The following is a 25,150-nucleotide window of genomic DNA, read 5'->3' as shown; positions in this document are numbered from 1 at the left end:
TCTGTCTCCAAATATTCTGATTTTCGTACTACGTTTTTTACAACTTCATCCAATTCTTGTGCAGAATGCTCCAGGTAATCAAGAATCTCCTCCTGATCCTGCTTATTTTTTGCTTCCGGAAGGAGTTCTACAAGACTCATAATTCTGCTTAATGGTGCCCGTACCTTATGGGATTGAATCCAGGTGATATCCTTTAAAAGCTTATTTTGAAGCTGGATCTCCTGAATCATTTCCTTAGAACGGGTAATATCCCTAACAGCTCCAACTATGCGCACGGCTTCTTTTTCTTTATTGCGCACAATAAATGCTTTGTCGGAAACATGGGCCAGCTTGCCATTGGCTTTAATAAACCTGTAGTGCATCGCCCATTTCTTCCTTTTCTTGCTTTTTAGCGCTTTGTAAAGAGATTTTCTCACTTCTTCCCTGTCTTCAGGATGAATATTACTGAACCAGAAATCCTGTGAAGTAGTGGTGGAAGAAGATTTGAAACCAAAGACTTTATAAAAGCTCTTTCCGCGAACTGTGATATCGGTAATAAGATCCCAATCCCATATCATTTCTTCTGTAGCCTTCATGGCCTTCTTAAAACGGTTATTACTAATATGTATCTGGAGTTCTTTTTCTTTCTTCTCGTTAATATCCTGAATAATACCTTCCAGTCGCAAAGGTCGGTTTTGCTCGTCTGTAATTAGTTTAACACGCTGTAAAACCCACTTTACTCTGCCGTTAGGGGCAATGATGCGGTGCTCGAAGTCCTGAAAATGATCTTTTGGTATAGTTTTTTCGAGAAAATGCCGGTCATCAGGATGAAATAGGTTAGTGACATTTTCCAGGCTTGGAATAAATTCTCCCGGCGTGCGCCCCAGGATCTTATATACTTCTGCAGTCCATTGAAATTCATGACACCTTATTTCCCGGCTCCAGTAGCCGAGTTTCGCTATTTTCTGAGCATATTTTAATCTTTGGGTACTTTCCAGGAGCTGCAGGGCAGAGCGCTTGGAAGGGGTGATGTTTTTACCTACGGCATAAACAAGCCCTTCTCCGGGAACAGGGGATGAGGTCCAGGAAATCCATACTATGCTGCGGTTCTTATGAAAGTACTTTGCTTCAAAAGAAGTCATTCCGCCTTCTTGAAGCTTTTCTAATTCTTTTTTTGCAGCTTCACGATATTCAGGATGAATAATTTTCATGTAGGGTATACTGTAAATTTCTTTTTCAGTATACCCAAGGCTCCTTGTAAATGCAGGGTTAACCCTCTTAAAGTAACCATCCAGGCCAACAATGCAAAGCAAATCGTTGGAGAGGTTGAAAAAATTGTTTAGTTCATCTTCTTTTTTCCTGTGTAAGATAGCCAGGCCTATTTCTTCATTTATGGCTTCTAGTATTTCCCTGAATTTCTGTGTATTTTCCTGACTTGTTTGGCTAAAAAATGCAAAAACTCCAATTATTTCTTCCTCACTTTTCAGGGGGATTCCATAGGCTCGTGTAAAATCTTTGTTCTTTCTTTCTAAAAGCTCTAGGTGATTTCTGTCCCAGGACTGAAGCGTCTTTTTTTTCCATGTTTCCCCCGGGAGGCCTTCCCCCTTAAGAAAAACCTTATGTTCTTTGTTGCTCTTAACAAATTGTTCCCCCAGAGTAGTCGTGGTTTTTTGACTAATAAGATTGAGCTGCTTATCATCTATAGAAGTAAGCCATAGCTCAGCCAAATCTACTTCAAAATAATTGGTGAGGCGTTCCAGCATTTTGCCAAGGCCTTTCTTAAAGCTGGCCGAGTTATGAATGTCTTTTTGGATTCCAGCGATAAGAGATTTTTGTTCCTCCCGGTTTTTTTCCTCACTTAGATCGTGAAGAGCGCCCACAATTCTTTTTGCTTTACCTTTTTTGTTCCGTAAAATAGTAGCACGATTTTCTACAGCAGCCAGGGAGCCATCAACTCTAAAATACCTGTAATTTGCTTTCCAGTCCTCTTTATTAGTATCTTCTAAAGCTTTGCGCAGGCTTGAAACCACGGCCTCTACATCTTCGGGATGAATCGGTTTGTAAGATAAAGGATTATCTAAATCCAAGGTGTTGTGGGTGGCTTCATACCCAAAGATCTTTTTGTATCCTTCACCCCAGTGTATTTCTTTGCTTATAAGGTTATAATCCCATAAGGCATCGTTAGTGGCCTTGTTCGCAAGGCGATAACGTTCATTGGCTTTTTGCAACTCTTTTTTATGCAAAAATTGGGTAGTTATATCTTTAGAATTTACCACAATACCTTGTATAGCAGGATCGTCCTGTAAATCTGTAGCCATTGACTGTAGCCATCGGTATTCCCCTTTTTTGCTCATAAAACGAAACGGAGGAGTCTTTACCTGTTTCTGATGATCAAGTTCTGCAAATTTTTTCTGTACTAAATCGACATCGTTAGGATGTATAAAGTCAAAAACAGTTTTTTGCAGATACTCTTCTACAGAGTAACCTAAAATCTTTTCTGCACTGGCACTCGCGAAAGTAATGGCTGCGTTCTTATCCAAAATTGTCATAATATCAGATGCTTCCTGAACGAGAGCTTCAAACCGTCTGTTGTAATTATTGATTTTACTTTGTTGCTTCAGCCTTTCAGTGATGTCAATAAGTACACCATCTATAAATAAAAGTTCTCCTGTAGAAGAAAAGATGCCGGAGCCGCGGTCCTGTACCCATACAATTTCACCATCAGCTCTTACTATTCTGTATTCCGCGAAAAAAGGTTTGTTCTTCTTTACCTGTTCAAAAGCCTTATATGTCAGGTTTAAATCGTCAGGATGAATAATACTGGCAAAACTTCTTTTTTTATTGTCTATAAAGTCTACAATTGGGTATCCGGTTATTGTTTCAACCTTAGAACTCAAATATTTTATCGTCCAGTCTTTATCTGGTAAACAACGGTAAGCAATGCCTGGAAAGTTGTTCATAAATACCCTGAAATCTTTTTCAACCTTTTCTTCTCTTTGCGGTTTTTTAGCTGAATTTTCTATAGTCTGAAGAATATAAATCACTTTCTCATTATCGTCCAGGATGGGTTGATGTGTGACCTTAAGGCAAGGGGCCTCAGAATCACTTTCTTCTTCTGAATGTTTAAATGGAGGGCATACTAACGTTTCCGGCGAAGCTGATTGTAAAACTTTCTCCAGGGACGGAAAGATAACCTGTTGATGTTCGACTTTAAAAAAGTTCAGGTCTTTTACCGGGCTTTCGCCGTTTAAATAGTTTTCGCCTGAGATAATATAACTGCCAGTAATTTCATAATACCTGTGATTTGCCAGATGAATGGTTAAATTATTGGGATCAATGACAGCAGAGGCAAGTGGGAAGAGTTCGAAGACAGTCTTCAGTTCTTTTAAAGTCATATAAGTTCAGGTCGTTTTAGGGATACGATCCTAGTTTCTAACTATATTCTAGAGCTACACGTTTTAGCAAATAATTAACAAAGTATAAAATTTCCATGAGTTCTCAATCATTGCGTTTTAAAAATTAAGTTGAAGAGCTACTAGTTTGCAAATGAAAAATGCCGGATAGAATTAGTAAAACAAAAAAAGCAGCTCCTTAAAGGAGCTGCTTTCTCATTATCAGTATTTTATCTTAATCCTTGGAGAAGAGGGAAACATAACTTGCTCCCTCAAGTTCAAAATTCACTTCTCCATTTTTAACCTCTACGGTCTTTGTTTTTTTGTAGGAATTTTCTTTATTAGTAAGATAGATTTCCATGTTGTTTACACTATCCGGCAGACCGGTTAGTTTTACGTTTCTTGTGGCTCCTTTGTTTACCAAATGTATTGCATAGGATCCTTTGCTTTTGTCACCAAATGCGGCTGCCGTAACTGCTTCCTTGTCCTTATTTATTGGAATAGCAAAAAGTCCCTTTGGAGTGGAACCTAACTGTTCAAGATTATAAAAACGTTGAGTTGGATAAAGTTCATCCTCATCATTTCCAAAAATTCCGCCTCCGGAAAGTGGAGAGTAATCTGCAGTGAGTTGCCATTGTAAAATAGTTAAAGGTGTGGCAGTTCTTAGGATTTTAAGGTAAACATCAATTTCGTCCAGGGCATAGGTGGGTTCTTCAAAAATTTGCGGATAACGCCATGCTCCGGCGTCTATACTTCCCTCACCTACAAAAAGTGGTGCATTTACCCGATTGGAAATATCTGCCCATTTTATAAGGTTTTCCCTCGTCCAACCTCTCCAGGAGTGGAAAGACACTCCTCCAATAAAGGGTATGGCTTCAGGATCTGTAGAGGCAAGGGTAGTAAAATCCCAGCCATTTGCATCTGCCGTGTCTCCCAGGAGAAATTTTGTCTCAAGACCTTCAGAACGGAATTTTTTTCCCAGTTCCTTGATCAGTTCATTATGCTCTTCTGCAGTTTGCCTTACATCTATTCCTAAATCAGATTCGTTAAAAGAGAACATTACTGTCTTTACTCCGTACTCTTCTTTCAGGAATTTTATGTAGGAGGTAAGGGAGTTGTAGATTTTTTCTTCTTTGGAAAGATCAAGAGAGTTCCCCATAGTACCATCGGGATGCTTCCCTTTAAAGGGTTCTCCAATAATAGCCCAGTTGGGTGCAAACCACGCGGCAAGAATTACAGGAATACCTTTTTTGTCCAGGCGTTGCGCCATTTCCATAGCTTCCTTTACTTTTGGATGGAGATTGCCTTTCCTGGCCTCTTCCAAAGGATCTTCATTTTCGTTTTGATGCCATTCCCTCCAGGGCATTTCCACACGGGACCAGGAAACCCTTAGATTTTCAAGGCTATAGTCAATTACCTGAGGATCTGTTTCGGGGTTCTGAAGCCTGAAATTCCCTCCAATTCCGTCAAACTTATCTCCTTCCTGGTCTGGATATACTTTCAGGTTTAGAGGTGAGGTATCAATTTCCCCGGTTGCTTTAATGGTAAAGGTATTTGCATAGGTCTTACCGGCTTCTACCTCGCCGGAAGCCAGAACAAAATTTAACCTGATCTCCGGGTTTAAAGAATCTTCAGTTTTAATAATAACTTCAGTAGGTTCCGTAAAATTGATTTCGATTTTCCTTGTTGGCGACTCTACAATAATACCTTTTGCAGGTGCTTTGTATCCTGCATCAGAAAAGTTGGAACGGATATCACGGAGACCAATTTTATCAGGAGAAATAAGTCTGAATTCTGTTTCTGTTCCAAATTCTTCGGGAAGATCTACGGTGAAGTATGCACCTTTTATTAGAGTATCTGTTGGAGAGCTGAAGCTAACTTCCACTTGGGCTTCGCCTTTACCGGTGGATTCTATATAGTTGGTCCATTTTATGTCCCGCATTTCGTAGGAGAATTGCTTTTCCTGCCCATCTCTTTTAAAATCTATGGTTTGTCCTTCTTTTCGGGTACGCCAGGTGCGGTCGTTTTTATTAACTATGGCCAGGCTGGTACTAAATTCCATTAACTGGTTGTCCACCCGTATTCCTGTCATATTCCCCCAGGTGGTAAATTCGGCCTGTGCACTGGTTTGTTTTGATACCAGCAGCATGGTAACCAGGATCATTGCCGGTAAAATGTTTCTGATAAGGCTAGTCTTCGATTTCAACTTCATCTCTTGTAATTGTTTTGGGATAATTAAAAATTTCTTTTACTCTTTCAGGCGAATTTGCCGTTTCTAACCAATTAGACCAAACCATAAACCATGACCATTTTGGTTGTTGCTCCAAAATGGCAATTTTCGGCAATTGTCCTACCTCTCCTAGGGCAATAGGTTTACCTTCAGCTAAATCCAGCAATTCCTGGTAATCTTTCTGTTCGTAATCGAAGTGATAGACATCTGTAGCAAGAATATCCACATATTCATGGCCGGGATAAAATTCATTATAAGGAAAAGCTTCATCCTGCGGAATATCCCTCGGTCCATTGGCATTCCAGACCCAGATAAGATTGTTTAATTGATGATGATTGACCATGCGATCGTACAACATCTTCCAAAGTTCTTTAAAACCCTTTTCGCCTTTTTTATCTCCCCACCAGAACCATACACCATTCATTTCATGATAAGGTCTCCAGAGAACAGGAATGTTTTCTTCCTGAAGTTCTTTTAAAGATTCTGCAACCACGTCTACCTGGTCCTGCCAACGCTTGTTGAGCGGAGTTCCAGGAGTAACAAGTTGCTCCCAGTCTCTATCAGAAAGCTCGGCCTGTACACTAGTGCTCCAGTCAAAAGGAGGATTGTCTGTAGGCCTGCCAACGTGCCACATAAGAGTGATAATTGCACCTTCTTCATGTTTTTTCTTAGCCGCTTCCACAATCCTGTCACCCGGATTTTCTTCCCGGTTCCAATAGAAATCTGTTCCCCAAACAGCGGGATAATTACCTGAAATTTCTTCAGCTAAATTATAATAGCTTTCCGGCTCTTCATTGTAGCTGTGCTGTCCCGAAAGTACTCTATCCCCAAGGGAGTAGATGTAGCCCAACAACTGTTTGGCTTCTTTGGTGGCGTTTTTATTTACCGGATTTTGTGATAAGCAATTTCCGGTAACAAGGAGCACCAATATTAAGATCAATTTTTTCATTTTTAATTTTATTGTTGATTAAGAAGTTTATCTGCAGCGATTATCAGAAATAGATAATCTGTGGTTCCACCTCCCAATACGTATTCTGTTTGTTGCCATAGGAAAGGCCACTCTAAAAGTTCTGGAAAATCTGGACGTATTAGTGCTGTACCAGATCCTATCCCGCCCGGGGTAAAAGAGAAATCTCCGCGGTTTATTCCGTAAGCCTGTGTTAAAGATCGCGAACCTACTCCTGAAGCAAAGGAAGAGGTGTTAACCCCCGGATGAACTCCCAGCACAAAATTCATAGCGTGAAGCATATAATCTTTTGGGAAAATATCAGGAAAACCGGTATGTAAGAAATACTGTCTTACTCCAAAATTCTGGATACCCCAACCTGCTCCCCAGATATCGGGTTCATATGGCAAACCATATGGAGTTTTTCGTTCTCTTTCCTGTACTACACTTAAATACTCCTTAACAGCATCACGTACTTCTTTTTTAAATCTCTTATTATCGATTTGAGGGAGTGCGCGTCCTACAATCCAACCGGTCCTTTCTATATTCTCAGTAATAAGTTGTCTGTTTTCAACTATAAAATCGGCATATTTTTGATCTCCGGTGGTTTGTAGAAGTTCTACAGCCAGTTCAATCTTGTTTAGCGGATTGTCGGTTTCAGTAATATTCCAAACCTCTTCAGCAATTTCCCGGCTGTCCTGCGCCAGTTCAGGGTTATAGTCTTTTAGGGCTCGTGCAGTTGCAGCCAATCCTGCCGCTGCGCCAAGTTCCCTTCTCGGGTTATCTTCTGTGAAAACCCAACGGTCATCCTGGTCTCTCGGCCGTCCCCAGTCAACATTTTCTGTGGTATTTTCCTGACCAAAAGCTTCGTCAAAAGGTTCGCCGTCTGAATGGTTTACAGGATCTCCAAGCAAAATGTACTGGTCCAGGGATGGAACGATAATTCCCCTGTAGAAGCGACCAAGGGCTTTGTAACCTCCTACAACAGATAGTGCACCATGTTCAATTTGCTGTAGAATATCAGCTTTCCCGTCGGGCTGAAGAATATCTACAGTTTTGGTGTCCTGATCTATACTTGTGTTGTCGTATTCTATATTGAAAAGTTCATAAATATGCGATAACCCCTGAATGGTAGAAGCCTGGGATTCTACACGTAAATCGAAGTCACCTGCATCATGCCAGCCTCCAAGATTGAGACCCGGTACAAATTTGCCTGGCGCATAATCTGTGAGGGTTTCACTGCCCTGGATGTAACCGTCAAAATGGTTATGATCTGTAGGGGCCATACGGGCATCATCAAGGTGGCACCGGCCGTGCCAAATCTTATAGCGATCGTTTACGAGCATATGACACATCTGCACAGGAAGAAAATATTCTAAGGTTGGCTGCCATACGTTTCTTTTATATACGTTTTCTGAAATCTTAAACGGTTCTGTTTTATAGTCGCCGTACTTTACCTGATACATTCCCGGCTCTTCAACATCGGTGAAATCTAACTGGTAATAATTATACCTTAAGAAATTACCCCATTCTGAAGGGTTTTCTAATTTAACTGCAGTAGTTCCTCCATCTTCGTTAATACGAAGTAATTGAGCTTGTTGTACATTTTTGTCATTTTTATCAGTTTCAATCACTGCCACCTTTTGCTGGGCAGGGTGATAACCTACCTGCGAAACCTGCACGACCGGGCTGTAAGTAAAATCTTCTACCGCATTTGGTGTCACTAACCATTCTATGGCATTATCTGTCACATCTGCAGGTACAAGTGATCTTACAATAAACCAACCGTTGCTGTGCATTGCACGTCCATCCAGTAGTTGCAGTTCATTGTCTTTTAAATTTTCAATCTTCAGGGTTTGCTTTTCATCTTCAGGAACAATAACAAGCTCATTGCCTGTAGCCATTGGTTCCAGCTCAAACTCTCCATCTTCATTGTAAAATCCCGGTCCGTTTGCCTGAAGGTTAAATATTCCGAATTCATCATTCATATAATATGATTTTCCGAAGAGGATCCCCGGAAATAATTCGATATTCATGCCTACTTTGCCCACCCATTCTTCAGGGAGAGGCTGCTCCAGGTCTACAACGATCCTGAAAGATTTTCCTTCAGGTATAATTCTCAGGTCGTATTCCATATTAAGATCTGGATATTCAATAGGATTAAAGCCCTTTCTGTTTTTGGAAGGATCGGGGTAACTCATGTGCACACTAATCTCATTATTCCCACGATCTACCTGCCTTTCTCCAACTTTAGGTACTGGTTGCCATTGCCCGGGGGTTGGCTCCAGCCTAAGGTCACCATTTGTAGCAACTCTAATCCCGTTTTGGATAATACCAACACCGCCCTGATGGCTTTCCGGATAAAAATCGTGCGCCAGCATAACGTTTGCGCCGCGCATTTCAAGATATTCCTGCTCGTTAATGGTAAAAACCTGGGAAGAATCACTTACTTGTTGAGCATAAGTGCTTAAAAAACAAAGACAAATTAGACTTTGTAAAACTGTTTTCATATTTCTAAAATTTAATGAATAAAACTATGGTAATGGCTAATGGTATGCTTAATACTTTTTTATCATTTTCGTATAGGATATGATCAGAGGCATAAATAATATCCTTATTATCCTATCTTTATTCTGAAAAAATGAAATATATGAAATTTACGGCTTTTTTTGTTGTGGCACTACTATCAATTTCAACTTGTGCCGCTCAGGAACAGGACAAAAAAGGAAATGATGAGCGCCTGATTAAAGGACTACGTTATGCGGCAAAAGAACAGCTTCTTGAAAAGTGGTACCCTTTAACTCTGGACAAGGAAGATGGTGGGTACTACAGTGAGATCACTCATGATTTTAAAGTGGGGGAGGAGCATAATAAAATGATAGTAACACAGGCACGACATGTATGGACGAATGCCAGAGCTTCGGAAATTTTTGCAGAAAAGGACAAATATTTAGAATATGCCAGGCATGGTTTTGAGTTTCTAAGGGATGTAATGTGGGATGCCGAAAATGGTGGTTTTTATCAATTGGTTACCAAGGCGGGAGAACCTATTTTACAACAAGGGCAGGAGAAAACGGCTTACGGTAATTCTTTCGCAATTTATGGACTCGCGGCTTATTACAGAGCTTCAGGTAATGAAGAAGCTTTAGAATTGGCAAAAAGAGCGTTCCATTGGCTGGAGGAGCATAGCCACGATCCTGAATATAAGGGTTATTACCAGTCTTTGAACCTGGATGGTACACCAATTAAGCGTACACCTGATTTTCCGTCGACTTCAGATGTTGGTTATAAAGATCAAAACAGTTCTATTCATTTACTCGAAGCTTTTACCGAATTGTACCAGGTTTGGCCGGACGAATTATTGGCAGAACGCCTGGAGGAGATGCTGGTGCTCATTCGGGACACGATCACCACAGAAAAAGGATATATGAACCTGTTTTTTGAACCCGACTGGACGCCGGTAAGTTTCAGAAACAAGTCCAGGGAAGAAATTCAGCAGCATTATTACCTGGATCACGTTTCTTTTGGGCATGATGTTGAAACTGCGTATTTGATGCTGGAAGCTACCCACGCCCTGGGGCTGGATGAAGAATTAACACTTCGGAAAGGGAAAAAAATGTTAGATCACGCCCTAAGTACAGGTTGGGATGAGGAAATTGGTGGTTTTTATGATGGTGGTTATTATTTTGAAGGTGCAACAGAATTGGAAATTATTAATGATGAAAAGAACTGGTGGTCGCAGGCTGAAGGTTTAAATACTTTATTAATTATGGAACATTATTTTCCTGAAGATGCTCTAGATTACAGAAAGTACTTTGATAAATTATGGGTTTACACTCAACTTTTCTTTATGGATGAGCTTTACGGCGGCTGGTATGAGTGGGGGCTGGATGCTCAACCCGAAGTATGGGATGATTCTAAGGGGCATATCTGGAAAGCCGCGTACCATAACTTTAGGGCACTTACCAATTGCTTTTTAAAATTAGAAGAGGGAGAATAAAAAAGAAAGGCGGTTCAAAAATGACCATTATCGTACTCTTAGTGCCGATAATTGTCTTTTTTGAACGGCCTCTTAAATAGTAATACCTGTGGGTGTTATTAACTCTTTTTGAGCCTTAATGTAAGCACATCGTGTGGTGCTACAGTAGCCTTTAATGTTTTTTTGGTGTTTTTGAGTTCTTTTTCATTCCAAATATCCTCTATACTGTAGGTAACTTCACTAAAATCTACTGCATAGTCGAAATGAGGATCTTCAATCTTCTTACTCTCCCAGTCAAAATTCACTTTTCCTGGCTCATCTGACCGATTGAGGAAAGTAACGGCCCATTCCCCATTGCTTAGAGGCTTGAACCATGTTTCCAGTCCGTCTTCCGAATTATATTTAAAAGCCTGAACACCCAGAGAATCCTGGTTTATAGCGATCATTTTCTCATTGGTAAGGATTTCTACTGTTTCCGGAGTCATATTTCGTACATCGTTACCGGCAATAAGGGGAGCGGCCAACATGCTCCACATGGTAAAATGGGCACGATCCTCACTTTGGCTCATTCCGTTACCAACTTCCATCATATCGGGATCATTCCAGTGACCGGGACCGGCATATTCTCTTAGCCCATCCTGCATATCCAGAATTCTAAGAACACCCCAGGAGGACCAGCTGCCGTGATCTTCTTCGCAATTCCAGCAGTTATAAATGTCGCCGGTAGTTCTCCACATATGGGCAACATCTTTTGCCCATTCCCAGGGCTGATTGTCTCCCCATTCACACATTGCAAAAAGAACAGGTCTGCCGGCGCTGTATAGTGCATCACGCATGGTACTGTAAGCTCCAATCGGGTTGATGTTTTCTGTATTGCACCAGTCGTATTTTAAATAATCAATACCCCATTCCGCGTACCGGATAGCGTCCTGATATTCATAGCCTCGGCTACCGGGTTCACCGGCACAAGTCTGCGTTCCTGCATCAGAATAAATTCCGATTTTGAGGCCTTTGGAATGTACATAATCTGCAAGGGCTTTCATACCGGAAGGGAATCGTTCAGGATCCACCTGGATAAAGCCTTTTTCGTCACGTTCCCCGTGCCAGCAATCGTCAATAATAACATATTCATAACCGGCTTCTTTCATCCCGCTTGACACTATGGCATCGGCTGTTTCTTTTATGAGGTCTTCATTAATGTCACAGGCGAAGGTATTCCATGTATTCCATCCCATAGGCGGAGTATCTGCCAATCCTTCGAATTTCTGTGAATAACCGCTCAAACCTATAAGGAGGCAGAGTAGTAGTGATATCTTATTCTTCATTTGGTTTTCTTTTAATTAATTGGGTATTTACTCTTTCATCTAAAAAATATTCCCTGTAAAAAAATGAATTTTACAGGGAATACTATTAAAAGCTGATCCTTTTTTATTAGTTGAATCCTATGTTATCAACGTAAATAGTATAAGAATCACTTACATTATTTTTAATTCTTATTTCGCCTAAAGAAGTATCAGTAAAAGAGGACAAAGGTAAACTATAGTCTGTCCATTCACCTTCCACTACCTGAACTTCTACTCCCGCATCACATCCACAAAGGGATACCAACAGGGTTTTAGTTCCGGAACCAGGAGCACCGTAAGCAGAGAAATTAAAAGTAGAATATCCTGAAAGGTCCGGTACAGGATCTGCACCACCTATTTGAAGGGCACCATAAGAATCTGCATCATATTCCAACTTAACAGCTGTAGTTCCATCCTGAACCTGTTCTGTGCTGGCCCAGGTGTAGGTGCCTCCCCAGCCATCCCAGGTATCGTTAAATCCAGATTCTGCACCCTCATCAAAATAGATGGGTAAAGCAAAACTTGGAGCGGCAGGAGCCTGTAGGTCAAAACCTATATCATCAAGATAAATAGTGCTGGCCGCATCTTCATTATTTTTAAACCTAATAGCACCTAATGATGTATCGGTAAAACTGCTAATTGGAATAGAATATGTGTTCCATTCTCCTTCGACTACCTGGATTTCCACCCCGGCATCACAGTCACATAACGATACTAAGACATTTGTAGTACCTGATCCTGCAGCGCCATAAGCAGAGAAATGGAAAGTGCTATATGAAGAAATGTCTGGAACCGGACTAGCACCGCCAATTTGTAGGGCACCATAAGATCCTGCTTCGTATTCAAGCTTTATAGCATTATTTCCATTGGAAACATTTTCAGTACTATTGTAGGTGTAAGTTCCACCCCAACCATCCCAGGTATCCTGGAAGCCTGATTCTACAGCATCATAGTACACTGGCAATGCAAACTCTGGAGCGCCAGTGTCCGGTACTGGATAGCCTAGTGCTCCTGCATCTTCAGCAGAAACCAACACATTGCTTATTTGATGTATGACTCCGTTGCTTGCACCTATGTTGGTTGTTTCTAAAGTTGCTTTAGGAGCAAATTCATAAGAAGGAGTAATCCTTCCTGTAGCAGTGTCAAAAGTCAATTCATCACCTTGTACAGTAGTTAACGGGCCGTCGGTCAAAGAACTACTCATTAACCTACCTTCATATAAATGATATTCCAGTACACTTTTAAGTAATTCAATTTCTTCCGGAGTTTCAAAATCTTCAAGACTTTCAAAGTTCTCAATAACTGAAAGGAAGGAATCGAATGCAGCATTAGATGGAATAAAAGCAGTTAATTCTTCAGATTCCAAAGTCTCCATTAATCCAGCTTTTTCAGCTGCAGCAATAAAAGAAGTATAACCTCTGTCTTCAATTCTTTCTTTCAGGTTTAGCGTTTCGTCCAGAATGCTCTGGAAAACAGCATCAGGAAGAATAACTTTATCAACTCCATGAATAACACCGTTTGTAGCCTGAATGTCCTCTATAGTAACATTACCGTCTGTATAACTGGCGTCAGAAACAACACCTTCTGCATTTATAGAAAATACTTCTCCTGATACCGGTGTTTGCTCGGTTCCAAAAGTTTCTGCAGAAAGCAAATTGGATCCTGCTATCACATGCTGCTCAAGAACACTTCTTAAGACATCTGTTGGAATGTCGGCTAAAGTGGTCCATCCAAAAGCACCGTTTAAGTCGCCAAGAAAATTCTCAAATGCAGCATTGGTAGGAGCGAAAACTGTCAATGGATAGTCAGGATTCTCAGCGTCTGTAACTTCAGTTACAGATAACATCTCTGTAAGTCCGGCCAGCTCAACTGCTTCCATAAACGTAGAAAACTGGTTATTTGCCTCTACGTGGTCCAGAATAGCAGGAGGAGTTAAAATTCCATCTACAACATGCAATACTCCGTTGGTAGCTCCTTTGTTTGAGGATTCGTTAACGATGGATACCTCACCATTTAAGGTAGTTTCGCCTTCAGTATTAATATATAAGCTAAGGAAATTTCCATTAGGTCCTGTAGCCATTGTGGGACGATAACCTGTTGATAGGGTAGAAGCAAAATCTGCCGTAACCGTGCTCAACACGTGGTTGCTTAACAGGTTTTCCATTTCTTCCTCATCTAATCCAGAGAGATCTGCCTGGTCAAAAGCTGCATTTCTGGGAGCAAAAACCGTATAGGTAGATGTTTCCCGTAAAATTGAATCCATTTCTGCTTCGACCAAAGACTGGTATAATACCGATACGTCTGCAGTTTCAGCAAGAATTTCATTTATGTTCCTGGGATCTTCCCCCAACTGTGGGTATAGGTCGTCGTCGTCCTCACAGGAACTAAAGCTCGTTATCACTGCAAGTAATAACAGGTAATATAATTTATTTAATTTCATCTGTTTATGTTTTTTTATAATTCAGGCGTATCGATCTATAGAAAACCGAAATCGTCAACATAGAATATATACTGTGCCTTTCCTGTGTTGGATGCTTCCTGGAAATCTATTCTATTGATTACCGCCGGAGCCCCGCCGGTTGGAAAGAAACTAGCCATTGGGATCACTACTTTATTCCATTGATCAGGTATAAGTTCTACACCTACTGTTCCGGCAAAGTCGTTTATTGCTACATTTACCATATCTCCAGGGTCTCCTGTACCGTATACGGAAACAGTAATAGCCGAGTATTGGTTAAAAGGTATTCCTGTTTCTGGAGAAAAGGTTAATCCAGACCAGGCTTCCCGAACGCTTTGGATGGAGTACTGCCCCAAGGCGGGATCTGTTGCTTCCAGGTCAAAGGTTCCACCCCACTGGCTCATTGACCACTCTGGGTTTAGCTGATCAATAAAAACAGAATATGTAAAACCATAAGAGTCAGATTGAGCGCTTGCACCTCTTGAAGTTTCCAGGTTGATATACGCCTGTTCCACGCCATCTGGTACTATCACCGTAACTTCAGTTTCAGAAACAGAAAGAATTTCAGCTGGCCGTTCTACAAGATTACCTTCTTCTTCGGTACCGGAAGTAAAAGTAACTTCTGAAGTTTCGGTGAAATCTCCACCAATAAGAGTTACGGTTTTAACTCCGTCTTCAGTAGTTCCTTCTGTAAAGTCCTCAATAGTTAAAAGAGAAAAATCATAGTTTGTAGAACCATAAAGGTTTTCTAACCTCAATATATTATCCTGTCCCACATAAGGTGCGAATTCAGGAACCGATACGAAAGTTAAGTTATCTGTCGTTAAAGCCGGGTTAAAGCTAGTCCGGTAGCCATTAAAATAAACGGCTACTAAACTAGCTAAATTTTCCCCTCTTATAATATAAGTATTCTGTAGTACACCCTGAGTAACAGGAGCGTCCTCTCTTGCCTCGCTTACACTATGGATCACGGGTGGTGCAACTGCTGTTCCGGGAGTTTTCGTGTCAAAATCACTATCACAGGAGACTAAAGAGACTACTATAAAGAGCATTAACAAGAACTGAGGTACAGCCTTCGTTTTAAAGTTTGTTCTTTTCATAATTAATATTTTTTAAGTTAATTTTATTCAGCGGTATTTGCATCAAAATCATAAGGAACCGGATCCTCTAACAATGCTGGATTACTCTGAATCTCACTGGTAGGGTAAGGGTACAGTAAATCCTCTGCTGTGGGAACGAATTGTTCTGAGTCAACCGTAGGAGGGGTCGTATCATTATTGTATGGTCCCCTTTCTATGTTACCAAGGAATTCTATGGCAAATTCCGGTCCGCGTCTAACTACGTCATACCAAAATTCAAGTTCTAAGGCCAGTTCAATTCTTCTTTCGTGGAAGATATCTTCAATATCCGGGTTTTGGATTGGGTCAAGTCCTGCTCTTGTGCGAACCTGGTTAAAGGATTCAACTCCTTCCTGAACCGGACCTCCACCCATAATGGCTGCTTCAGCATTAATCAATAATACTTCAGCATAACGCAGTATGTACGTGTTGTTAGGGTAGCTCTGAGAAGCTCCGTTAGATGGATTTCCAATAACGTATTTCTTAATACCAACGTTGGTTCCCTGGTGGTTTATAGTTTCCGGAACCGTAAATCCTCCGTTTATGCTAGGATAAAATGCTCCTGGTTCCATAATTGTTGCATAATAGCGTTCATCTCCAGTCTCATACGATTCCTGTAGGTCGATTGATGGCCCTAAAGCAGCCCAACCGTCTGAAAATCCTGTAATACCTGCCGAAGCATAAAATGATTGTATTGCATTTCCTTCAGCATAGATTCCCGTATTTGCCCATTGTAAAGCGAATACTGATTCAACATTATTATCACTATCTTCTAAAAACAGGTCGTTATAATTTTCTAAAAGTGCAAATTCACCAGACTGGATTACTTCATTGGAAAGCTGGTACGCCATTGACCAATTTTCTTCGTACAAATAAATTTTAGATAATGCGGCTTTAGCTGAGTTACTGGAAACCCTTCCTGCCTGGATATCGGTGTCTGTTGTTCTGTCGTAAAGATTTTCAATAGCAAATTGATAGTCACGCTTAATGAACTCATAAACATCCTCTACAGGATTACGAGCTACAACAGGCTCTAATACATAATCTGTATTATCTGCAAGGATTGGAACAGATCCAAAGATACGTACCAAATAGAAATATGCAGTGGCTCTTATGTAACGTGCTTCTGCTATGGAATTATTAACTACAACTTCAGAAATATCTGGACCTACAGCTGTTGGCAAAGTATTTATTACTGAATTTGATTGAGCAATAACAGCATAAAGGGATTCCCAGGCCTGGGTTAATGTACCGTGAGCTCCGGTTATGGAGTAGTTTGAAAATTCCTGATTTCTTGCATCCCATGTCCTGGCATTACCAGATGCAATTTCTCCAATTGGCCAGGCAACGTTACTGATAAAGTTAAACCATGGCTTTGAGTATAAGTGGTTTGATGCAGAGGCTACCTGACGGTTAGTCTGATAAAAATTGTCTACACTGTAGGAATCTTCCGGCGGTCTGTCCAGAAAGTCCTCACTACAGGAAGGGAAAAATAGTACGGCTGAAAGAGCAACCAATACTAAGACCTTTGATTTAATTAAATTCTTCATTTATCTATTTTTTTTATAATTCAACATTAAGTCCCAGGGTAAAGATTCTGGGAGAAGGATAACGTCCATTGTCTACACCCATTAATAGTGCATTCTGATTAAATGTCCCTACTTCAGGATCATATCCGTCATAATCTGTAAAAGTAAACAGGTTCTGTACACTTCCGTATATTTTCAATCTGTTTAGTCCCATTTGTTCAGCAGCGTCAGCAGGTAGTGTATAACCTAAAGAGAGATTTTGGATCCTCAAATAGGAACCGTCGTCGATGTACCTATCAGAAATTCTAATGTTCGGGTTACTTTCACTACCTCTCACCAATCTTGGCTGGTCTCCATCTGGATTATTTACAGACCAATAGTCAAGAACTATTGGATCCTGATTAACGTAGTAACTACTTCCTGCAGTTAAAGTTCTTTTTACACCATTAAAGATGTCATTACCGTAAGATCCTTGTAAGAATACTGAGAGATCAAATGCTTTATAGGTAAATGTGTTCTGGAAACCAAAAGTGAAATCTGGATGCGGGTTACCAATTTGTGTCCTGTCGTCAGTATTTATTACACCATCTCCATTAACATCTCTGTATTTAATATCCCCCAACCAGTTAGTGTCAAAGAGAGCATCTTCAAAAGGTCTTCCAAACTGAATTGGAGCACCTTGAATATCCTCTGTGGTTCTGAAAAGACCTTCCACTTCATAGCCATAGAACATACCAACCGGCTGCCCTACCTCTGTTCTTGTAATATTCTCGTTGGAATCACTGATGTACAACTGCCCGTTAATTACAAGGTCTCCCAACAATTCATTTACCTCGTTCTTGTAGTGTGAAAAAGTTAAAGTTGAGTTCCAGTTGAAATCGCTTTCTCCTAAAGTACTATAGCTTAAGGTGACATCGATCCCTCTGTTTACCATTTCTCCAAGGTTTACCCATGGTGCAGCAATAGCTCCGGGAGAATTTCCTCCGGTAACAAAATCTGTAACTGCGAGTTGGTATAAGAAATCTCTTGACACTTTATTATAGACTTCAATTGTTGTGCCTAATCTCCTGTTTAGGAAGGAAAAATCAACTCCCAGGTTTGTTTGTGTAGAAGATTCCCAGGTAAGGTCTGGATTTTCGAAGTTAGCATATTCAAATCCTGTACCTAAATCTGTATTCATTGTATTAAGTCGTACTCCATATGCGAAGTTTGGAATATTCTGGTTACCTACTTCTCCATAACCACCGTAAATTTTTATGTTCTGTAAAACATCAAAATCTTCCATAAAGGCTTCATTCGATAATCTCCATGATGCAGAGATAGAAGGAAAGTATCCCCATCTGTTTCCTTCTGCAAATTTTGAAGAACCATCTGCCCTGAATGAGGCAGTAATGTTAAATCTATTATCATAAGAATAAATAGCCCGTCCAAAGTAAGACTCCAAAGCAGAGCTTCCTATATACTGGTCAGCAATATCGGCTGCGTCACCTGTACCAAGAACTGGCACATCGTTACCAACAAAATCTCCGTCCTGTGCACTTATTCCTTCCCAGGTAGACTCCTGAACTTCCTGCCCAAGCAATACTGTAAGGTCATGATTATCGTCACTTCCGAAAGAATTGTTATAAGTTAGCAGGTTTTTTATGATCCAGAAATCGTTATTTTCCCTGCCTGAATTTAAAAGGTTTTGGCCTCTTTCCAAGGCGCCATAAGTAAAGGTAGGCTGAAACTGGTCACGTAGATTGTTTCCAAAATCTCCACCAAATTCACTTCTAAGACTTAAGTTGTCATGAAGATCAAATTCAACAAAAAGGTTACCGAACACCCTGTTTCTTTGAATTGTATTTTCAATGTTTAAAGCTTCAGCAATTGGGTTTCTTGTTCCGTATGCAATCTCATCAGCCGTAACGGGTCCCGCAAAAGATCCATCAGGATTGTAAACTGCGGTAGCCGGGTTGTTCAGTAACGAAAGTGAAATGATACCATTACTGGCGTTGTTCAAAGTCACCTTGTCGTTAGTTCTACTGGCAGAAATGTTAATACCTGTTTTAATCCAGTCATTAACTTCTCCGTTAACGTTTGCGCGTACGGTTATACGGTCAAAACCGGAGCCAATTACAGTTCCTTCCTGATCTGTGTAAGAAGAGGAGATAAAATAGTTTATCTTTTCAGTTGCTCCGGAAAAAGATATTTCATGGTTTTGCTGAAGGGCATCATCAAATATTTGTGCCTGCCAATCAGTTCCCGGACCTAAAAGATTTGGAAATAAAAATTCCATTTGCTCATTCAGGTCGTAGATCTCTGAAACATTATTCTGGTGTACAGCATATTGCTGCAGGTTCATTACATCAATTTTGTTTGTAGGACGCTGAATTGCAGTGTAGGTATTGTAAGCCAACCTGCCCTGGCCAATTTTACCTTTTTTAGTGGTAATTAATACAACCCCGTTAGACCCCCTGGATCCATAAATTGCAGTGGCTGAGGCATCTTTAAGAATATTGATGTCTGCAATGTCATTAGGGTTAAGTGCTGCTAAAGGACTTAAACCTTCTGCTCCTGCTTCACCAGAAACCGGTACTCCATCAATAATATAAAGAGGCTCACTGGAACCGGTGATGGTGTTTACCCCACGAATTCTAACAGAAACAGCAGCACCAGGTTGCCCGGAGTTTTTAGTTACCATTACCCCGGAAGCACGTCCCTGCATAAGCTGGTCCACACTTACCTGAGGAACATTCTCAAAAGATTCTGAACCTATCTTAGATACAGATCCCGTGATGTTTTCTTCCAATTGGGCTCCATACCCAATAACCACTACCTCTTGAAGACTTTGTGAATCTTCATCCAGCGTAACACTAATTTGTTCGCCTCCCTGAACCGTAACTTCCTGGGTCAGGAATCCAACAAAACTAAAAACGATTACGCCGCTTTCGCCAATGGCAAGTTCAAATTCACCATCAAAATTCGTGGTGGTTCCATTATTGGTTCCTTTTTCAATAACGTTTACACCTAACAAAGGCATTCCCTGGGCGTCTGTAACATTACCTGAAACAGTTTCCTGGGCGAAGCCTAGTTGGGTGATTAAACAAAACGCTGCGAAGAGGAGCATCCTGCCTCTTCTGTTTAAACAGCCTTTACTTTTAAGTAATTTAATGTGCATAAGAATAAAATTGTTTGATTTAATTTAAACAATTATGGGTTTAGGATTTTTTTTGTTCATATTTAAGAACATACTTAAAATACAGCCCCTTTTTTTAATAGTTCTCAAATTTAGTTTGAAAGTTAAGTCTCAGTTAATATTATTTTATCATTTAGTTGTGTTATTTTTGCTATATCGACATCTGCTGTAGATGTTAATTATACTTAATTATTTGTTTTACAGAAGTTTGAGTTTGAAAAATATGTTAATTTTCAGCTATGTAGTAACTTTGTTAAAATTTTTAGACTTAAATAATCTTCTTTGTGTTAAACCTTAACTGTTATAATTTGCGGGGTCGTACATCTCTTCTATTGATGCGTAAGTTCTGCTTTAACCAACTCTCCAGATTCAGTTAGCACCTCATCATTTTTAAGTTGATCGGCTGTTGTCCCGGGTTTTATAGCTGCAGACATTTCATCTTTGTCCGCAATAGACCAATTACACCAGGAGATGTTATTTTCTTCTGCAAAATCCCACCATTTATGAGCTTCTTCAGCGTTAATTTCGTCATCGCCATTAGCAAGGGTGGTTCCGAATTCTGTAATAAAAAGCGGTAGGTCATTATCTAATGCTTTTCTGGCAATAGCTCTCAGCTCTTCTTTATGTGTGGCTGCATAATAATGGAGTGTATAGGCAATATTACTTTCCTCAATCGGATCTTCAGCAGCGAGATCTACTCTTTGTGACCAGCGAGGAGTTCCACATATAATAATATTATCCGGATCCTGTTCCCGTATTTCTGAAATTATTGATTCATGATAAGGCTTCAAAACATTGCTCCAGGATACTTCCAGGGGTTCGTTGTAAATTTCATAGAGAAGATTAGGTTGATCTCCGTACTTATTTGCGAGCTCCTTAAAAAATGCTTTTGATGCTTCAGTGTGATCTTCGGCGTGATGGTCGTGCCAGTCTACAATTACATAGATTCCCAACTCAATAGCGGCATCGATTACCCGGTAAACTTTTTGTTTTTCCCTTTCAGGGTTCTGTAAGTACCCGTCATGTTCAATGGCCATTGCAGCTCTTATTACGTTTACATCCCAGCCCTCTTTGAGGTTTTTTACAGTCTCAAAATTGTAAAATTCCGGTTCCCACTGGCTCCAGAAAAGGGACATTCCTCTTAGCTGAATGTTTTCGTCATTTTGATCTACCAGGTTTTTTCCTTGTATGCTGAGTTGCCCATGCAGTGCCACAGGTGTTTCATTTTCGATGTCATCCTCAGTTTCTTCTGTTTCTTCTTCTGTTTCTTCCTGTGGTTCCTCTTCAGGATTGGTGTCTTCGTCTGTCCCTGTTTCCTCGTTATCTAACGGGGCTTCTTCTTCCACGATGTTTTCTTCATCTTTCACAGGTTCCTGCGATGGAGAGCAAGCAGTAAAGAGAAAGAAATGAAGTAATAGTAGAAGCAAAGATGTTCTTTTGTTAATAGTCATGATAAAATAGTATAATAAATTAAAGGACTCGTTTAATTCCGCTAAATTCTTCTCTGTACTGACTGGGAGTACAATTTTTAGTTTTCTTGAAGACACGGTTGAAGTTAGCGATATTATTAAAACCGCAATTAAATGCAATTTCAGCAATACTCATATCTTTTTCTATAAGCCATCTTGCTGCGTATCCTATTCTCGTGTCATTTACGTATTCAATAAAAGTTTTTCCGGTTCTCTTTTTTATAAAACGATTAAAGGAGACCTGGCTCATGTTCACCAATTGCGACATTTCTTCCAGGCTTATTTTATTCTGATAGTTTTCCTGTACAAATTCATAGATTGTTTTTATTTTTTCACTATTCTCAAAATTTTTGTTATCCGAAATGTATGTTGATAAAAGCCTTTGTTTTCTGGAATTTGCCAGGTCGTGCAAGACAGATATAAATTCCAGGAAGTAATCAATGCTATCAATTTTTGATAATCGCTGAATTTTGGGTTTGATTTCCTCTGAAATTTTTCCTGAAAATAAAATACCGTGAGCAGACCTTTCGAACATGTCTTTTATTGGTTTCATGATTCTTCGGCTCAAGAGCTTAGAGTCAAAAAGGTCGTTGTGAAAGTGTATAGTGACCTCGTGTATGGCTGTGCTTTTACAGTTGTGTAGTTCCCAGCCATGCTGAAGGTTTGGGCCCACTAAAACCAACTCGATATCCTCAATTTCTTCCATGCTGTCTCCAACAATTCTTCTTACCCCTTTACCGTTGGCAATAAAATTAAGTTCGTACTCCGGGTGAAAATGGATAGGAAAATCAAAATCGTCCTTTACTCTGTCGAAAACCAGGAAACTGTCTTCAGGTGAAAGTTGAGTGATTTCTCTATGGATATCTTTATGCATTTAAAAAAGTTTTAAGATCAACTATTAATTTGATTATAAATTGACAAAATGATATTAATATTATAATCTCAATCGTTTTAATTTTGGGTTAACATAAATTTTAGCTTGTAAAAGTAATTTCTCGTAAAAAAAGGAAAGGTTAAAGATACTATAAGCTTTTCTTAAAATGAAAATTATTTGTCACTTCTATACAGATTTAGAACAATATCATGAAAAATTTTGTCAGATTAGTTGCTGTTTTTACATTTTCAATGTTCATATCATGTGGGCCGTTACGTACTTTTGATGCTGACACCATAGTTTTGGCCGATAAAGATGCAACGAGGGAAACTAAAATTCTTTACCGGCGCGTCAGTGAAATTGGAAAGGAAGGAATTGCATTTGGACACCAGGATGCGACAGCTTATGGTATAGGTTGGAAGCATGAAGATAATCCACAGGAAATAAAAAGTGATATTAAGGACGTCACTGGAAAACTTCCTGCAGTTCATGGTTTTGACCTTGGGCACATAGAACTTGGTGAAAGTTATAACCTGGATACGGTGTCTTTTGCTCTTATGAAAGATCATATTAGGGAGATGCATAAAAAAGGGGCTATTATCACTTTTAGCTGGCACCTGGATAATCCTGTAACAAACAAGAGTTCCTGGGATCCTTCTTCCGCTGTTTCAGAAATATTGACCGGTGGTTCGCAGCGGGAAAAATATGAGCTTTGGGTAAAGAGGATCTCTAACTTCTTTCTTTCTCTAAAGGACGATAATGGTAAATTTATACCTGTGATCTTTAGACCATACCATGAAATGAATGGCGGATGGTTCTGGTGGGGTGAGGGCAATGTTTCAAATGCAGACTATAAGCAGTTATGGAAGGAAACCCTGGAGCTCTTGCAGTTTAATGGTGTTCACAACCTGCTTTATGCTTATTCTCCCAATATAGTTTCCAGTGAGGAGGAGTACGAGAAGTATTATCCGGGTGATGCCTATGTAGATATTCTTGGAGTGGATATTTACAATCACGGAGGTGATGAAGTATTTGTTAAAAATTTAAAATCGAATCTGGAGATTGTAAAGAGAAAGGCAGGACTAACAAATAAGCCGTATGCGCTTTCAGAAACAGGAAACAATAATTTTGGTGAAGGAGAAAATTGGTGGACACAGGTTCTTTATCCGGGAATTAAAAATTCCGGTATTTCATGGGTTCTGCTTTGGAGGAATGATAGTCCTTCCCATTATTTTTCTACGTATAAAGGAGAAATTTCTGAAGAGGATTTCAAAGAATTTGAGTCGTTTGAAGAGATTCTGTTTTTAGATGAAGTAGAATATATTTTTAATTAAAAAAAACATTAATGCTACAAGGTTTAGACATTGCCATAATTCTGGCATATCTCGTAGGAACTATCTTAATAGGACTGGCATTACGAAAAAAAGCACAAAAGAGTAAAGATGATTACTTGCTTGGGGGGAAAAGTCTTCCCTGGTACATGCTGGGACTTTCTAATGCTTCCGGTATGTTTGATATCTCTGGTACGATGTGGCTGGTTACCTTAACCTTTGTCTATGGCTTTAAAAGTATATGGATCCCATGGCTTTGGCCGGTCTTTAACCAGGTTTTTCTTATGATATATTTGTCAGCCTGGCTTAGACGATCCAATGTGACCACAGGTGCCGAATGGATTCTTTTTCGCTTTAGTAGTGGGAAAGGAGGGAGACGTTCTCACGCTATAATAGTAGTTTTTGCAATACTTAGTTGTCTCGGTTTCCTTGCGTATGGATTTATCGGGCTGGGGAAATTTGTAGAAATCTTTATTCCCTGGGAAATAGTTTCTGCATACATTCCTTTTGATATACCACCCGCTTACATACCACACTTTTATGGTACTATTTTTACATTATTTGCTGTATTTTATTCTGTTTTGGGAGGAATGTCTGGTATTGTGTGGACAGACTTGCTTCAATATACAATAATGACCGTCTCTTCTATTGCCATTGCCGTAATCGCATGGCTCGCGGTAGGGGAGAACACGCTTAATGTTCCCGATGGATGGCTTAACCCCTTTTTCAATTGGGAACTGAACCTGGATTGGAGCGGAATTATTGATGAAGTGAATACAAAAATTGTTTCTGATGGATATTCACTCTTCGGAATCTTTTTTATGCTCATGGTCTTTAAAGGAATATTGGCAAGTATCGCAGGGCCGGCACCTAATTATGATATGCAGAAGATACTTTCTACTAAATCTCCTCTTGAAGCTGCAAAAATGAGTGCTTTTTCAATTTTCGCCCTTATGCCTACCAGGTACTTAATGGTAGGTGGCTTCTCAATTTTGGCAGTTCTCTTCTATGATAGACTGGACCTTACAACCGCAGGGCTCCTAGATTTTGAAAAAGTCCTTCCTGCGTCCATAGAGCAATTTGTGCCGGTAGGATTACTGGGGCTGCTTCTGGCGGGTCTCTTGGCTGCATTTATGTCTACTTTTGCAGGAACCTTAAACGCTGCCCAGGCTTACCTCGTAAATGACATCTATTTAAAATATAAAAATCCGCAGGCTTCGTCCTCGAAGGTTAAGATGATGAACTATAGTAGCGGGATAGTAGTGGTTATTATTAGTATTATTCTGGGGTTCTTTGTTCAGGATGTAAATTCTATATTGCAATG

Annotated in this window: 14 protein-coding genes; 3 read left to right on the top strand and 11 right to left on the bottom strand. The window is 40.0% G+C overall.

What is annotated here, in order from left to right; translation table 11 throughout:
• From RM529_RS10610 to RM529_RS10595, 4 genes are all read right to left on the bottom strand, one after another.
• The coding region (locus RM529_RS10610) for a PAS domain-containing protein (protein ID WP_311484770.1) at nucleotides 1-3,374 on the bottom strand (3,374 nt) is incomplete at its 3' end.
• A 232-nt stretch (nucleotides 3,375-3,606) separates the two neighbouring features.
• Entirely contained in the window at nucleotides 3,607-5,583 is a 1,977-nt protein-coding gene (locus RM529_RS10605; protein ID WP_311484769.1) for a glycoside hydrolase, read from the bottom strand.
• On the bottom strand, nucleotides 5,561-6,550 hold the full coding sequence (locus RM529_RS10600; protein ID WP_311484768.1) for a glycosyl hydrolase: 990 nt from the start codon (nucleotides 6,548-6,550) through the stop codon (nucleotides 5,561-5,563). The genes RM529_RS10605 and RM529_RS10600 overlap by 23 nt, the downstream gene beginning before the upstream one ends.
• 8 nt (nucleotides 6,551-6,558) lie before the next feature.
• Nucleotides 6,559-9,057: a glycoside hydrolase family 9 protein gene (locus RM529_RS10595; RefSeq protein ID WP_311484767.1), complete on the bottom strand. Its 2,499-nt coding sequence runs from the start codon at nucleotides 9,055-9,057 to the stop codon at nucleotides 6,559-6,561.
• 140 nt (nucleotides 9,058-9,197) lie between these two features.
• Between RM529_RS10595 and RM529_RS10590 the strand changes: the two genes are divergently transcribed.
• A complete protein-coding gene (locus tag RM529_RS10590) occupies nucleotides 9,198-10,547 on the top strand; it encodes an AGE family epimerase/isomerase (RefSeq protein WP_311484766.1) in 1,350 nt (449 codons plus the stop codon).
• Between the two features lie 98 nt (nucleotides 10,548-10,645).
• Here RM529_RS10590 and RM529_RS10585 read toward each other — a convergent pair whose 3' ends face one another.
• The 7 genes from RM529_RS10585 to RM529_RS10555 form a co-directional block, all read right to left on the bottom strand.
• The gene (locus tag RM529_RS10585; protein WP_311484765.1) at nucleotides 10,646-11,851 is read right to left on the bottom strand and encodes a glycoside hydrolase family 27 protein; all 1,206 of its coding nucleotides are present in this window, start codon (nucleotides 11,849-11,851) and stop codon (nucleotides 10,646-10,648) included.
• A 106-nt stretch (nucleotides 11,852-11,957) separates the two neighbouring features.
• Entirely contained in the window at nucleotides 11,958-14,309 is a 2,352-nt protein-coding gene (locus RM529_RS10580; protein WP_311484764.1) for a fasciclin domain-containing protein, read from the bottom strand.
• Between the two features lie 35 nt (nucleotides 14,310-14,344).
• Nucleotides 14,345-15,427 carry a hypothetical protein gene (locus RM529_RS10575; protein ID WP_311484763.1) on the bottom strand — a complete coding sequence of 361 codons (1,083 nt, stop codon included), beginning with the start codon at nucleotides 15,425-15,427 and terminating at the stop codon, nucleotides 14,345-14,347.
• A 23-nt stretch (nucleotides 15,428-15,450) separates the two neighbouring features.
• Complete coding sequence (locus tag RM529_RS10570) at nucleotides 15,451-16,995, bottom strand: RagB/SusD family nutrient uptake outer membrane protein (RefSeq protein ID WP_311484762.1); 1,545 nt, start codon at nucleotides 16,993-16,995, stop codon at nucleotides 15,451-15,453.
• 13 nt (nucleotides 16,996-17,008) lie between these two features.
• Complete coding sequence (locus tag RM529_RS10565; RefSeq protein ID WP_311484761.1) at nucleotides 17,009-20,134, bottom strand: SusC/RagA family TonB-linked outer membrane protein; 3,126 nt, start codon at nucleotides 20,132-20,134, stop codon at nucleotides 17,009-17,011.
• Between the two features lie 347 nt (nucleotides 20,135-20,481).
• Nucleotides 20,482-21,579: a glycoside hydrolase family 5 protein gene (locus tag RM529_RS10560; RefSeq protein ID WP_311484760.1), complete on the bottom strand. Its 1,098-nt coding sequence runs from the start codon at nucleotides 21,577-21,579 to the stop codon at nucleotides 20,482-20,484.
• A 43-nt stretch (nucleotides 21,580-21,622) separates the two neighbouring features.
• Complete coding sequence (locus RM529_RS10555) at nucleotides 21,623-22,495, bottom strand: AraC family transcriptional regulator (RefSeq protein WP_311484759.1); 873 nt, start codon at nucleotides 22,493-22,495, stop codon at nucleotides 21,623-21,625.
• Nucleotides 22,496-22,704: 209 nt separating this feature from the next.
• On the opposite strand from RM529_RS10555, the gene RM529_RS10550 reads away from it, so the two are divergent.
• A complete protein-coding gene (locus RM529_RS10550; protein WP_311484758.1) occupies nucleotides 22,705-23,829 on the top strand; it encodes a glycoside hydrolase family 26 protein in 1,125 nt (374 codons plus the stop codon).
• An 11-nt stretch (nucleotides 23,830-23,840) separates the two neighbouring features.
• A partial coding sequence (locus tag RM529_RS10545) for a sodium:solute symporter family transporter (RefSeq protein WP_311484757.1) occupies nucleotides 23,841-25,150 on the top strand: 1,310 nt, incomplete at its 3' end.

It is taken from the genome of Autumnicola edwardsiae (assembly GCF_031846505.1).
Lineage (GTDB): Bacteria > Bacteroidota > Bacteroidia > Flavobacteriales > Flavobacteriaceae > Autumnicola > Autumnicola edwardsiae.
Note: the sequence above shows the minus strand (reverse complement) of the source record. Positions and strands in the feature narration are given on the sequence as shown.